Here is a 13064-nt window from a genome sequence, read left to right on the forward strand (position 1 = left end):
TTTAGTCGACCGTTGCATCCCTGCCGCGGCAGGTTTGCGGTGCTATCCCGAGACTGTATTGGTGAGAGCAAAAACAGGTGCGCCGGAGGCAGGGCGGCGCTGATAGACATTAGTTAGAACATCGGATGCGCTGCCGGATAAAGCGCCGTCCGGAGTGCCAATCCGCCAAGGACAACGAAGATGATAGCCGCGAGGACGTGGACCGCTTTGGTCGGAAGCCGGTCCGCGAACTTGTGGCCCAGATAGATGACCGGCACGTTCGCCAGCATCATGCCGAGTGTCGTGCCAGCGACGACACCAAAAAATTCGTGGAAGCGCGCGGCCAGGGCAATCGTCACGATTTGGGTCTTGTCGCCCATCTCCGCGAGGAAGAACGTCAGCACCGTAGTACCGAATACTCCCATCGGGTGCTTCGTAGACACTGCGTCAGCGTCGTCGAGCTTGTCCGGGATGAGAATCCACACGGCCATCAACGCGAACGACGCGACCACCGCCCAGTTCATGATTTCAGGCCGAATCACGCTTGCAAGCCATGCGCCGAGCGCACCCGAGCCGGCATGGTTAATCAGCGTCGCAACAAAAACGCCGAGCACGATTGGAATGGGCTTGCGATAGCGGGCTGCGAGGACCAATGAGAGCAGTTGGGTCTTGTCGCCAATTTCGGCGAGACCGACGACGCTGGTCGAAACGATGAAGGATTGCATGAATTCGTTGTAACCGGGCCGCACGGTCAACACGCGATGACACGCATCCCCGCGACCCGGCTAGGTGGGAATGTTGTCATCGGTCTTGCCAGGCTATCGCTGCTCACGCCATGGCCAGTCTGGCGACCGGTCCAAGTATGTTGACATGAGCCCCTGAACAGTACGTCCAAGGCGGCTACTCCCCGAAGAGTTGGCGCAGTATAGCCGCTTCTGCTGCGCCGCGACAAGCTCACCGTGACATACCCCTCTACCCTATATGGATTTCGCTCACGATATATACTCCGCTACCGTATATGGAGGCCAGTCATGAGTCACACAGTTCGCGAGAAACAGAAGCTGCTGAACAGGGTCCGTCGAATCAAGGGGCAGGTCGAGGCCGTCGAACGCGCGCTAGAGGAAGAGCGCGAGTGCAACGACGTTCTTCAGCAAATTACCAGCTGCCGGGGCGCGATGAACGGTCTGCTGGCGGTGGTGCTCGAGGACCACATCCGCACCCATCTGGTCGACGCAGAAGAAGTTGGCGAAAAGCATGATGGTAGTGCGACGGAGCAGTTAATCGAAGTGGTCCACAGCTACTTCAAATAGAGGCAGAGATGAGCGATTTTGAAAACGCCGCCTTTGGGGCGGGGCATGACCACATCTTTCTGGGTAATGCCCACGAGAGCAACGAGCGCAAGACGTGGGCCGTGATTGCGCTGTGCAGCGCGATGATGCTGGTTGAAATCGTCGGCGGCAGCATGTTCGGGTCACTGGCACTCGTCGCCGATGGCCTCCACATGTCGACGCACGCCGGAGCGATGCTGATTGCGGCGCTGGCATATACCTATGCGCGCAAGCACGCTACCGATTCCCGTTTTGTCTTCGGCACCGGGAAGCTCGGTGACCTGGCGGGATTCTCGAGCGCCATTGTGCTGGCAATGATTGCGTTGCTGATTGGCTACGAGGCCGTATCGCGGTTCCTCTCGCCCGTGCCCATCCATTTCGGTGAAGCGATTCCAATCGCGGTGGTCGGCCTGCTCGTCAACATCGTCAGTGTCTGGTTGCTGAGCGGCGACCATCACGGACATAGCCATGGTCACAGTCACGGACATAGCCATGGTCATGGCCACGATGAGCATGCGCACGAAGAAGAGGTGCAGCGCGTCTTTGCACCGTCCGGTGTGTTTGCCGTGTCCATCTTTGAAGATGGCGTGCCTCCGGTTTTTCGCATCACGCCTGAAACTGAAAATTCGAAGCTCGATGCACAAATCCTCTCCGTCACGACAATGCGACCTGATGGTACGCGTCAATCGTTCGCGTTTGCTGACCGGGGCGGTTACTTCGAGTCGAAAGAAAACATCCCCGAGCCGCACGCGTTCAGGGCCATCGTTCAGTTGCCTGATGGCGAGCATGAAGTCGAGTTCGAAGAGCACGAGCACGGCCATGACGATGTTCATGAAGCAGCTACCCGGGACCACAACATCCGGTCCGCGTACATTCACGTGATGGCAGACGCAGCAGTCTCGGTGCTCGCCATCATTGGTCTGCTGCTGGCACGCACTTTTGGCTGGCTCTGGATGGACCCGCTCGCGGGTGTCATTGGTGCGCTGGTGATTGCAAACTGGTCCTATGGCCTGATGCGCGACACGGGGGGAATTCTGCTCGACATGAACCCCGACCGGAAGATGGCTGACAACGTGCGTCATGTCATTGAAGGCAACGGTGACAGGGTGCTCGACCTTCACGTGTGGCGCCTCGGACCGGGTCACATGAGCGCCGTGGTATCGGTTGCGACCAATGAATCGCAGCGTAACCCGAGCTTCTATCACGCGGCTCTCAAGCGCTTCAGGGGGCTGTCGCATGTGACAGTCGAGGTGAATCCCACCCGCGCGGCGGCTTGAGCGATGGCAGTCAACTCACCGTGTATCGACGTGTGTCGAATTGATGGCAAATCCGGTTTGTGCGTGGGATGCTTCCGTACGCGAGAGGAAATTCGCGGCTGGAAGACGATGACCGACCACCGGCGTCATCAGGTCATCAACGACCGGTCCCGTCGAGAGGCTAAGGTGCAGCGGGAATCACAGCGAACGTTGAACTGCATCGAAGACGCGAACGGGCATCCTGACGACGCGGGTTAAGGCGGGCCGTTTCAAGTTGAGCTTCGCAGCACACTTTAATATCTGGTGGGTGCTCTTTTGCCCACCTCCTATCATTTGCGGTGCCGTCGTTGACCTTGGGCGACAACCATCCCTTATGGGACCCGACAGCACGTACGGGTCCTTTTTTTCTGCATGCCATGGATGTAGATGACGCTTTCGCGCGTCGGTGTTGAGTGGAAACCAACGTTCCGGCGCCGTATCCTGACCTTAAAAAAGAGTGCAGTCTGACGCGAGGCTGTCCTTGACTCTTCTACAGTCTGCCCTTGAGGAAGCTTCCCCTTGAACCCTCCGTAGAGCACTACAACTGCTTACAAATCTCACAATGGCTTGGTGCACCGCTCTGTCGGCTGCCGCGTTCTTGCTGACATACATCAACGGAGCGCGACATGAGCACCAACCTGACTTCCAGTTCACCGCAGCGTGGTCGCATTCACCCTTTGGTTGCAGGTGCGGCCGTCGCCGTTATCCTGGCCAGCGCTACGGGTATCGCGGCGATGACGGGCATTCTTCCGACCTCCCGAGCTGTGACGGCGCCGCCGACGCAGGCTATGCCGGTCGCGGCACAAATCGCCAGCGCACCGGTTGCTTCGCCGCAGCCGAACGTGGAGCAACGCGTTACGCGACAGGAAGCACCCGCCCAGCCGCGTGTTCATCATCACCATAGCGTGCCAGTTGAGCAGGCCCCGAGGTATGCGACTAACGACGCATACCAATCCTCGGCACAACCCGCGCCGAGGCCAGTCGCCGCTGACCCGAACGCCGGCGAAGTAGTCGCAGTCAATACGGTCCAGCAACCCGAGCCGACCACGGGTCTCGGAGCCGTAGGCGGGGCAGTCGCTGGCGGGCTGTTGGGAAATCAGGTCGGCGGAGGACGCGGTCGCGTTCTGGCAACGATTGCCGGCGCCGTCGGCGGTGGCCTTGCGGGGAATGGCATCGAGCATGCTGTGCGCAAGGCGACGAGCTACCAGGTGCAGGTCAGGATGCAGGACGGCAGCTACCGGAACTTCAACTATTCGACGCAGCCGCCGGTCCAGGTCGGTGAGCGCGTTCATGTCTCGGGCGACTCCCTGAGCGCGTCGTAATCAGCCACCAAGACCGGCGGGACCTTTACGGTTACTGCCGGTTACAGAATCGACAATCCGGCCGTACCTGCTGCGGCGTGGCCCCCCTATAATCCGCGTCACTCGTCGCTGTCTGGCACCCGCCAGAACCGGGCAGGACAGGAGAACTCCATGAAGCGCACTACCCTTTTTCTCGCAGTGGGAATTTCCGCTGCCTGTGCTTCCAGCGCGGCTTTCGCTCACGCGGACATCGGAGTTTATCTGGGTGTTCCTGGTCCAGTCTACGTGGCGCCACCGCCGGTCGTGTATGAGGCGCCGCCGCCGGTGGTCTACGCACCGGCCCCAGTCTATGGCTACGGATACCGCTATGAAGGCGATGACGGCGACCGGCGCCGATGGCATGACCACGGTTGGCATCGCGGATGGGAACACCATCATCACGAGGACGATGACTGATTTGCCGCTGCGGGCACTCGATAGCGTGTGAATGGTCGCAGACGGAACTGAGCGCGACTCTTCCGGGGCAAGGGCCATTTCTTGCAGCCCGGTAAGTGCCGTAGCCTTAGCCGGATTCGCCGTGGGTCCGTTTTGGGGCGCTCAGCCCGATTGACGCGGGCGGTTACTTGCCGCCGTGTTTCGCCTGCCATCTCTGCATAAAGCCGATTTCGTCGTGCTGGGCATTGATGATGTTCCTGGCCAACCGCTTCAGCTCGGGGTCCTTGCCATACTTCAGTTCCACCTTCGCCATCTCAATGGCACCCTGATGGTGCGGAATCATGTGCGACACGAAGTCCTTATCGGCATCTCCCGTGTATGGAGGGGCACTCATGCCTTTCATCATGCGCTCGTCAGCTTCCTTGAACGCTGCTGTCGATGAACCTGACCCGGTATCGGCCGAACTGGACATATTCATCCCAGGCGTTGACGCATTCTGCTGAGCGTTCGCGGGAAGAGCAGCAATAGCCAACGTCATGCAGGCAAAAACGGACGCGGCACGAAGGGCGGTTGAACTTTGCATCTTGAATCTCCTTGATTAAACGTCACGCGAGTAACGGTGAGATGGATGGCGAAAATGCTCGTGTGAGCGTTTGTCGCTATTGGAGGTGCCGTCAATCGGACCCCGGGCATCACTCGCATCGACCCAGGAGCGCCAGTTTGAAAAGCGACGTCATAAGGAAAATGCGGGCAACCCCCAGGGTATGACGTCGCGAATCAGGTTTCGGCTCTCGTGGACGACACGATGCAACTACGCTTTGACAGTTGGGTGAAACCCCGCTGCTTCAATTGCCGCGAGCACACGGTCGGGCACGAGAGTCGAATCGACTGTCACGAGCTTTGCATCCACGTCGATGTTCAGCTTCGCTGCCGGGTCAATGCCATTGACTGCGCGCGTAACGGCGTTGGCACACCCGCCGCATGACATATCCAGAACTTCGAATTTCATTTTTACCTCCAGGGCTAACCGGAACCCACATCCTGAAGCTTCCCATGGCGGGAAGGTCAAGCAGTCGTGATGCACTTGCTTTCACTGTCTGCTGCCGGTTGCAGGCGGCTACCAAGAAGCTACCTCGGCGAGTAAAGAGCCAGGTCGTCACCGTGCTGCATGACGATGTGTACGGTCGCGCTGATGACAAACGTCACGAAGGACACCGCACCGAGAGAAGAAGCGTCCCTTTGATTTTCATCGCCCACGTGATGGAGCACGGCCGCCGTTGATATCCACGCCACGCCGAAACTGATTCCAGCGAGAACATCTGAAAACCAGTGGGCTCCAAGATAAAGGCGTGAGAAGGAGATGAGGAGAATGAACAGGCTGGTTACTATCGCAATGCGAAACCGCGCAACGTTGCCCCAGGCACGCGCAACGAAGAATGCAAGAAAACCGTATGTGACGATGCTTAGCGTCGCGTGGTTGCTGGGAAAGGAGAAACCCTGCACCCCGTCATACATCAACGCGGGACGGGGTCGGCGGATGACAAATTTCAGCGTCACTACGAAGAACTGCGCGAACCCGATGGCCGCAATCCAGTAAACGGCGCTTCGCAGCGTCTTTTGCCATACGAGCCAGACAAGGACGACGAGAATGACAGGAACCGTGACAGCCGCGTCACCCAGTTCTGACGCGCCAACCATCAGCGAATCGAGTAACGGGAAGCGAATCCGTTGCAACGCGGCGTGAATCTGGACGTCGGCGGCGACGAGCGGGTCGCCACTGATGACGTCCTCCAGTATGCCGAGGAAGAGCCATACGCCACCAATTACCAGCACGCCTGCCACGAGCAGGTTGCGGACCCCGATGCGCTCATAAAGCAGACGCCAGGTCATGCTTTTACGCTGCGTGTGGCTGTACCGGTCGCCAGCAAAAACAGCGTCGCGACGCAGAATCCCGCCCCGGCATAAAACGTCGCACTCGCTCCGAAGCGGTCCCAGAGTTCACCGGCCACAACACTCGCGACAAGCATCGCCAGCCCGCTCATCAGGTTGAAGAAGCCGAACGCGGTGCCTCTCAGCTCGGGCGGTGCTGATTGCGCAACCATGGTCGCCAGCAGACCCTGCGTCAGTCCCATATGCAGTCCCCAAAGGGCCACGCCGAGTATTACGACTGGCCACGAGTCTCCATGAGCCAGCACGATGTCAGATGCGATGAGTACCACGAGGCCGACCGCCAGTAGCCTCGTGTGACTCATCGAGTCGGCCAGCTTTCCAGACGGGTACGCAGAAAGCGAATACACGACGTTCATCGCCACCATGACGAGAGGTACAAGAGCTATCGGGACGCCACCGTGCATGGCGCGCAACACGAGAAATGCTTCACTGAAGCGTGCGAGCGTGAAGACTGCACCGACGCCGACGACCCACCAGTATGCCCGCGACAGTTTCTTCAGGTTTTCGAGCGTAACCGGATTGACACGCTTCGCTCCCGGCTGCCGCGCTGGTTCCCTGATACCGAAAGCCAGCAACGCAACCGCAACGAGCCCCGGGATTACCGCGACCCGGAATACCCAGCGGAAATTGTCCGCCCATATCAGCATCAGCACGACCGCGAGCAACGGCCCGAGAAATGCGCCAATGGTGTCTAGCGATTGCCGCAGGCCATAGGCCGCGCCACGCAGATGCGCGGGAGTGATGTCAGCCACGAGCGCATCGCGCGGCGCGCCTCGAATACCTTTGCCTACCCTGTCGACCACACGTGCCGTCAAGACAATGCCAGCCGTAGGCGCCAGTGCGAACAGCGGTTTGCTCAACGCCCCCAAGCCGTATCCGATTACCGCGAGCCACTTGCGGTTGCCGAGGTAGTCGCTCAGTGCGCCTGAAAACACTTTCACGATGGGCGAAGCTGCCTCAGCAACGCCTTCAATCAGTCCGACCATCATGGCGCTCGCACCGAGGCTCGTCACGAGGAACATCGGCAAAAGACTGTGGATGATTTCCGACGAGATGTCCATGAACATGCTCACGAAGCCAAGCATCCAGATGCCACGGGGGATTTGGCTCAGCGTACTGGCGCGCTGGGTGGAATCAGTCTGCACGTGTCCTCTCTGTTCACTGAAGGTCTGCATCAACGCCGGTATTGTCACACCGCTGCGCAACAGAGCGGTGAAACACGCTAACTGACTTCGAGACATTTAGGCGTCGGCCAGACCTAGGATGCCTTTCGGAGCTGCCGTTCGCGCCGGTACACATAAAGCGCCGGCAGCAGATTCGTACTGAGCAGCCCGCTCCAGACCAGCCCGCCCAGTGTAACGACGGCAAGCCCCTGTTCCGGTGCTGCACCTTTGCCGAAACCAAGGGCGGTTGGCAGCAGGCCGAGCGAGGCGGTTAGCACGGTCAGGAGAATTGGCCGGAACCGCACTTCGACCGCGTCTCGTACTGCATCGAGCACGGATAATCCCTGCGCCTCATTTCGCCTAACAAGCTGCAGCAGCACAATGCCGTGGTTCAGACTGACACCAATCAGTGTGAGAAACGCAATGAGGCCGATGGCGTTCAGACCGATGCCGCTCACGACCAGCGCGATGGCGCCACCGGAGAATGCCAGTGGCATCTGTAATAGAAGTAGTCCCGGCACCAGCAAACCGTCGAATTGCAGCGTCAGGATACCCAGCATGAGCGCCAGCGCGACAGCCGCCGCGATAATGACGTTGAGCGCTGCGTGCTCCAGTTGCGGAAACAGGCCGCCGAACTTCACTTCATATCCCGCCGGCATGTGAAGCGTTTCCAGCGCTCGCCTTGAGGCCGAGATGACCTGCCCGAGCGGTGCGGTGGGCGTCGCCAATATCTCAATCGCACGAAGCCCGTTCAGATGTCGGATGACATTGGGCCCCGTCGCCATCTGGACGTTGGCCACATCCCGCAAGGCGACCCAGCCGTTGGCCATGACCGGGATTTGTTTCAGCTGCTCGATGGAGAGCTGCGTGGGGTCCGCCAGTCGAATGAAGACGTCGAGGTGGCTGTTGCCCTCCGGAACCGTTGCAATCGTCTGTCCCGCCAGCAGGATATGCAACTGTGAGAAAAGTTGGGCCGGCGTGATGCCGTGTAGGGCGAGACCAGCCGGGTCGGGTGTGATTTGCAGCTCGGTGATGGGGTAACCATCGTTGTTGAACACATCCGACAGGTTCGGCACTCTCGCCAGTCGGCTCGTCACCTCAGATGAGAGCGACTGCAGGGTCGTGATGGAATCGCCGTACACGTCAATCACGAATGGCTGGGGCAACCCGGAGAGCGTTTCGCCCACTCGCTCCAGCGTCGGTGTTCCAATCGCTGTTTGCACTGCGGGGAGCTTCGACGCGGCGAGGACCTGCTCACCGATTTTGTCGAGACTGCTGGCATTCACGTTCGGCTTCAGCGCGATTTGAATCTCGCCTGCGTAGGCGGGTTCGGTGTAGGACGTGCCCGATGCGGAGCCTACGCGCGTGAAGACATGTGCGACCGGGTCCAGCCCCAACAGCCGCTGACTGATGCGGTCGGCCACGTCCTGACTGTCGTGCAACGATGTACCGGGAGGCAGCGTAAAGCTCTCGAGCAGGACTTCCTCATTGGGCAACGGCAGGAAGTCGATGGGGACCAACGCGAGGCCGGCCACCGAAACAGCAAAAATGACGATGCAAGTCCACAGGGAGAGCCGTGGGCGGCGCAGCGTAAAATCCAGTAACCGGAAGTTATGCTTCTTCAGCCATGCGACTGCACGCGAACCTGATGTCGCTCTCTTTTCGACATGCGGTCCAATGAAGCCCAGTACAAGTGGAATGAGGCTCAGGGAGATGATGAGCGAGGCGATAAGACTCACAGTCATCGCCAGTGAGAACGGGACAAAGAACAGTCCAGCCAGACCGCCCACGAATGCGAGTGGCAGAAACACCGCGACGATGGTCAGCGTGCCGGAAATATCGGGACCAGCGATGTCGCGCAAGCCCTGAGCCACCCCTTCCCACCGGCCATCGCCTAGCTCCCATCGGTGGTAGATGCTCTCAAGCACGATGATGGCATCGTCGGCCAGCAAGCCTACCGCAACCGAAAGGGCACCGAATGTCAGCAGGTTCAGGGTCTGTCCCATCAGATACAGGCCGGCAATCCCCATCAGGAGCGAGAGCGGGATGCTCAAGGCGAGTGCCCATATTCCGCGACTCGCGCCGAGCATCCAGAACAGGACGGCAACGGCCAGCACCGCGCCGATGGCAAGGTTCCGTGTCAAATCCTGGGCGACCACGCCGACAATGTGCCCCTGGCTGTAAATGCGCACGAAGTGCGCACCTCGTGGCAGTTGCGGTTCAAGCTCGCGTAGCGTCTTGTCCACTGCGTCGACGACCGGCACTGTCGACGCGCCAGGTTGCTTGAACACAATCAGCGCGATGGTCGGCCGGTTGTCGAGTTTGACAGCGTGGTGTGACGGCAATGCTGAGCGTACAGCGCCAGCTACCGCCCCGAGCGGGACCGCGCCGCTGGGCGTCTGTACGGACACGCCGGCATAGGCAGACGGTTCAGTTGGCAGATTTCTGCCTTCGATAAAAACGTCCTGATGGCCCAGGTCGACATATCCGCTCGGCACCATCGCAGTCGAGGTTTCGAGTGACGACGCAAGCGCCGACGCCGAAACGTTGAACCGTTGCAACTTCCCGAGGTCAGGCCGCACCCAGATCGCATCTGCACCCGGTCCCACGACGGACACGCGTTGTACGCCAGCGACCGCCCTGACACGGGGTGCAAAGTTCGATTCGACGAGCCGCTGCACCTGTGATACATCGACGCCGTCAGGAATCTGTATTGCGTAGTCCGCGACTTCGTTGATTGCGTTGCCGGAGATTTCGGTGGTCAGGCTCGTCCCTTTGGGAAGCGCGCCATTGACGCGGCCCACCACGCCATTGACGTCCTGCAGAGCGCTTGCAGCGGTTGTCCCTTCTGCGAAACGCGCTTCGATTTTGACCGAGCCCTGGCTCACAACCGTCCGCACGTCGCTCAGTGCCTGAAGTGACGTGAGTTCCGCCTCAACGGGCCGGGCAATCAGTCCCTCAAGGTCGAGTGTCGTTGCCCCGGGCAACTGGGCGACGATGCTCACCTGCGGCATGTTGAACTGCGGCAGGACCTCCGAGTGGATGTTGATGAGCGCATAGATGCCGTAGGCAATCAGTGCGCCGTACAGCATGACCCATAGCAAGGGCCGCTTGACGATATTGTTCAGCATATTTTTGTCGAAAGGCGTCAATCGGCTTGCTGGTAGCGTGAAGAGAAATCCTGATGGAAGTGCAGATAAGCGTCCTGAGTGACGACCAGCTCGCCAGCTGAGAGCCCATTCCTGATAGAGGTCCAGCCAGCATCAGCTAATCCAGGCGCGACGTGACGACGGTGATTTCCCGTGTTGTCGTGAACCAGTACCCACCATTCGCCGCTGTCGAGTACGAGTGCCGTGGATGGAACGGCTAACTGCCTGTCGTCTGATGCAGAAAGGGATACGGTGCCAACCGCGCCGGAGTCCAGGCTGCCGCCCTGCACGGGACTGAGCCAGACTTCGAGCTGACCGGGGGTTGGAACGCTCCATGAAGTACGTTTGACGACAACGTAGACGGGCGCCTCGCCGGATTCAGGCAGGAACACCGCCTTCATGCCGACTGCAACCAGGGCGGCGTCGCTCCCGTAGAAATTTGCGACAACATGGAGGTCGCGTGACGACGAGACAGTCACAAGCGCCTGTCCAGCGCTCACGTATTGACCGTCGGCTGCGCTGACCGCTGTCACTACGCCTGGTTCCGACGCAGTAATTGTCGCAAGTCCGACGTAGCCCTGAGCCGCCGCCTGTGCGGTAACCAGTTGCTGACGCGCCGCGTCCAGGTCTGCGCGAACGCGGGCGATAGCGTCGCGCGTGCTGAGTTGGTCATCGAACTTTTGTTGTTCAATCTCAGCAGCCTGGGTTGCTGCCGACACGCGCAGCCGGGCAGTTTTGACGTCCGCTGCAAGACGTGCCTTCTCGTACGTCACCGTTGGCCCAGTGAGGCGCGCAAGCGTCTGCCCTGGTTGAACCGGTTCGCCGGGCGTGATTCTCAAACCTGAAACGATGCCCGCTGTCGGAGCGGCCAAGACTGCATTGGACACGGCCTGCACGTGCGCTGGCGCAGATACCTTCACCACAATGCGTTTCTGTACCGCAGGCATTGTCACAACGTCCTGGGCGAACACGCGGGGACTTGCGGCGCACCACGAGCTCAGGATGGCAGCAATAACGAGCAGGCGGACAGGCTTCATCTCGGACCTATTGAAGAGATTGGTGGTCGATGGCGCTTATGCCAATCAGGGTGCACAACTCGACCTGCTGCTGAAGCACGGCGTTCGCGAGCTTCGTGGTCGCGATGCGCTGATTCAGTCGTCGAGACTCGAGGTCCATCAGCGTTGGGAGTGTTGCGTCGCCTCGAGCGTGAGCGCTACGCGCCTGTCGCATCGCTCCGTCCAGCGACGCTTCCAGTGACCGGGCGTTGCGAAGCTGGTCGTCGAGCAGGTTCATATTTGCGACGATGTTGTCGACGGCCGCGTGAGCCTCTTTGAGCCGTTGCGTGTACTCCTCGTACAGACTTTCCCGCGTGGCTTTTTCGACCGCAATGTTTCCCCGATTGCCGTTAAACAGGGGCAACGTCACCGTGACCGCGATGCCCGAGGTATAGATGGCAGACGTGTCCCGGCCCCGCGTAACGCCGATATCCAGACGGGGAAATTGCCCGAGAAGTGCTGCGCGATAGCGCTCGTCCTGTTCTGCGTAACCGGCGCGCAACGCCAGCAGGTCAGGACGACGCTGGCCGAGATTGGCGAGCGCGTCTCGCACTGCGTCGGGAGGGACGTCGTAGGGTTCAGGGGGCGCCGCAAGAATCAGGCGCGTGCCTGGCGGCAGGTCGAGCAATGCTGCGAGTTCCTGCTGAGCTCTCAGATGGTCCTGCCCAAGCGTATCCAGTTGCTGCAAGCTGTCGCGATACGCGGTGTCCGACTGCACTGCGATGTCGCGCGTCACGTCGCCCCGTGCGAGCGCCTGCTGCATACGGTTATCGAAGACCTGCTCATGGAGCACGAGTTGTTCGACTTCTGCCTCGACCCGGGCAAGACTCACATTGGTGACGTATAGCGCGTAGGCGCGATTGGCGACCTGCCATTTGGTCCACTGCAGCGCGAACTGCTGTTTTTCCAGTGCCGCTGTCGCGCCTCGCTGCTTTGCCGGGTGGTCAACGAGCGCGGACACCTCATAGCTGAGCCCGACCATGAACGCCGGGACAAATCCTGCGGCGCCAGGGCGGTCAGTGCTGATGCTAAGCTGAGGGTCCGGAAGCAGGCCATCCGCATATTTGTGCGCCGTGGCGATTTGCAGTTCGCGCTCGGCGCGACGGACATCCGGACTGTGCTCAAGCGCGCGTTCGACCGCCTGGTCGACGGTCAACGGTGCAGTCGTTGCCGCAACGTCATCGGGCCATTCCGGAGTCGCCGGAAGAGGCTTGGGGGCATACGATGCGCAGCCACACAGCGTTAAGACCAATGCCATAAGCGCAACCCGCACGAGCGCGCAGAGACCGTCATGTCGTTGATGACTGGTTGCGCTACTTCCGCTTTGCGACCTAGTATCGTAGGCACCACTCGGCACGATGGCTATCCGGTGTAAAAAACGCTTCGGATGCTATGCCGCAAGAATTAGT

13 protein-coding genes and 1 riboswitch are annotated in these 13064 nt (G+C 60.0%); of the genes, 5 read left to right on the forward strand and 8 right to left on the reverse strand.

Translation table 11 applies throughout. The annotated features are described in order from the left end of the window. Window positions 1-113: 113 nt before the first annotated feature. On the reverse strand, window positions 114-704 hold the full coding sequence (locus HV744_RS29075; RefSeq protein WP_175152807.1) for a TMEM165/GDT1 family protein: 591 nt from the start codon (window positions 702-704) through the stop codon (window positions 114-116). An 11-nt stretch (window positions 705-715) separates the two neighbouring features. Beyond that, a riboswitch (yybP-ykoY riboswitch) is annotated at window positions 716-900 on the reverse strand. A gap of 110 nt (window positions 901-1010) precedes the next feature. Here HV744_RS29075 and HV744_RS29080 point away from each other — a divergent pair. The 5 genes from HV744_RS29080 to HV744_RS37690 all read left to right on the forward strand — a co-directional run bounded on the left by HV744_RS29080 (window position 1011) and on the right by HV744_RS37690 (window position 4359). Beyond that, entirely contained in the window at window positions 1011-1289 is a 279-nt protein-coding gene (locus HV744_RS29080; RefSeq protein WP_175152808.1) for a metal/formaldehyde-sensitive transcriptional repressor, read from the forward strand. An 8-nt stretch (window positions 1290-1297) separates the two neighbouring features. Then, window positions 1298-2584 (forward strand): CDF family Co(II)/Ni(II) efflux transporter DmeF, encoded by a 1287-nt coding sequence (dmeF, locus tag HV744_RS29085; RefSeq protein WP_175152809.1) that lies wholly within the window; start codon window positions 1298-1300, stop codon window positions 2582-2584. A 3-nt stretch (window positions 2585-2587) separates the two neighbouring features. Next, the gene (locus tag HV744_RS29090; RefSeq protein WP_175152810.1) at window positions 2588-2821 is read left to right on the forward strand and encodes a DUF1289 domain-containing protein; all 234 of its coding nucleotides are present in this window, start codon (window positions 2588-2590) and stop codon (window positions 2819-2821) included. Between the two features lie 407 nt (window positions 2822-3228). After that, window positions 3229-3924 carry a glycine zipper 2TM domain-containing protein gene (locus tag HV744_RS29095; RefSeq protein ID WP_175152811.1) on the forward strand — a complete coding sequence of 232 codons (696 nt, stop codon included), beginning with the start codon at window positions 3229-3231 and terminating at the stop codon, window positions 3922-3924. A gap of 150 nt (window positions 3925-4074) precedes the next feature. Next, the gene (locus tag HV744_RS37690) at window positions 4075-4359 is read left to right on the forward strand and encodes a hypothetical protein (protein WP_246279239.1); all 285 of its coding nucleotides are present in this window, start codon (window positions 4075-4077) and stop codon (window positions 4357-4359) included. A gap of 163 nt (window positions 4360-4522) precedes the next feature. Here HV744_RS37690 and copM read toward each other — a convergent pair whose 3' ends face one another. The 7 genes from copM to HV744_RS29130 form a co-directional block, all read right to left on the reverse strand. Next, complete coding sequence (copM, locus tag HV744_RS29100) at window positions 4523-4921, reverse strand: CopM family metallochaperone (RefSeq protein ID WP_175152812.1); 399 nt, start codon at window positions 4919-4921, stop codon at window positions 4523-4525. A 228-nt stretch (window positions 4922-5149) separates the two neighbouring features. Continuing rightward, window positions 5150-5347, reverse strand: coding sequence for a heavy-metal-associated domain-containing protein (locus tag HV744_RS29105; RefSeq protein WP_175152813.1), 198 nt, complete (start codon window positions 5345-5347; stop codon window positions 5150-5152). A 119-nt stretch (window positions 5348-5466) separates the two neighbouring features. Then, on the reverse strand, window positions 5467-6228 hold the full coding sequence (locus HV744_RS29110; RefSeq protein ID WP_175152814.1) for a phosphatase PAP2 family protein: 762 nt from the start codon (window positions 6226-6228) through the stop codon (window positions 5467-5469). Further along, window positions 6225-7433, reverse strand: a complete 1209-nt coding sequence (locus HV744_RS29115; RefSeq protein WP_175152837.1) for an MFS transporter — start codon at window positions 7431-7433, stop codon at window positions 6225-6227. Before HV744_RS29115 ends, HV744_RS29110 begins: the two co-directional genes overlap by 4 nt. A 113-nt stretch (window positions 7434-7546) precedes the next feature. Further along, window positions 7547-10603 (reverse strand): efflux RND transporter permease subunit, encoded by a 3057-nt coding sequence (locus HV744_RS29120; protein WP_246279240.1) that lies wholly within the window; start codon window positions 10601-10603, stop codon window positions 7547-7549. Then, a complete protein-coding gene (locus tag HV744_RS29125; protein WP_175152816.1) occupies window positions 10600-11637 on the reverse strand; it encodes an efflux RND transporter periplasmic adaptor subunit in 1038 nt (345 codons plus the stop codon). Before HV744_RS29125 ends, HV744_RS29120 begins: the two co-directional genes overlap by 4 nt. Before the next feature lie 7 nt (window positions 11638-11644). Next, window positions 11645-12811, reverse strand: coding sequence for a TolC family protein (locus HV744_RS29130; protein ID WP_175152817.1), 1167 nt, complete (start codon window positions 12809-12811; stop codon window positions 11645-11647). Window positions 12812-13064: the final 253 nt, after the last annotated feature.

The sequence above is a fragment of the Paraburkholderia ultramafica genome, from assembly GCF_902859915.1.
GTDB lineage: Bacteria > Pseudomonadota > Gammaproteobacteria > Burkholderiales > Burkholderiaceae > Paraburkholderia > Paraburkholderia ultramafica.

What these genes read in the sequence shown, in the direction of transcription:
- HV744_RS29075 (WP_175152807.1), bottom strand. Translation starts at nt 704, where the DNA reads ATGCAATCCTTCATCGTTTCGACCAGCGTCGTCGGTCTCGCCGAAATT.
- HV744_RS29080 (WP_175152808.1), top strand. Translation starts at nt 1,011, where the DNA reads ATGAGTCACACAGTTCGCGAGAAACAGAAGCTGCTGAACAGGGTCCGT.
- dmeF (WP_175152809.1), top strand. Translation starts at nt 1,298, where the DNA reads ATGAGCGATTTTGAAAACGCCGCCTTTGGGGCGGGGCATGACCACATC.
- HV744_RS29090 (WP_175152810.1), top strand. Translation starts at nt 2,588, where the DNA reads ATGGCAGTCAACTCACCGTGTATCGACGTGTGTCGAATTGATGGCAAA.
- HV744_RS29095 (WP_175152811.1), top strand. Translation starts at nt 3,229, where the DNA reads ATGAGCACCAACCTGACTTCCAGTTCACCGCAGCGTGGTCGCATTCAC.
- HV744_RS37690 (WP_246279239.1), top strand. Translation starts at nt 4,075, where the DNA reads ATGAAGCGCACTACCCTTTTTCTCGCAGTGGGAATTTCCGCTGCCTGT.
- copM (WP_175152812.1), bottom strand. Translation starts at nt 4,921, where the DNA reads ATGCAAAGTTCAACCGCCCTTCGTGCCGCGTCCGTTTTTGCCTGCATG.
- HV744_RS29105 (WP_175152813.1), bottom strand. Translation starts at nt 5,347, where the DNA reads ATGAAATTCGAAGTTCTGGATATGTCATGCGGCGGGTGTGCCAACGCC.
- HV744_RS29110 (WP_175152814.1), bottom strand. Translation starts at nt 6,228, where the DNA reads ATGACCTGGCGTCTGCTTTATGAGCGCATCGGGGTCCGCAACCTGCTC.
- HV744_RS29125 (WP_175152816.1), bottom strand. Translation starts at nt 11,637, where the DNA reads ATGAAGCCTGTCCGCCTGCTCGTTATTGCTGCCATCCTGAGCTCGTGG.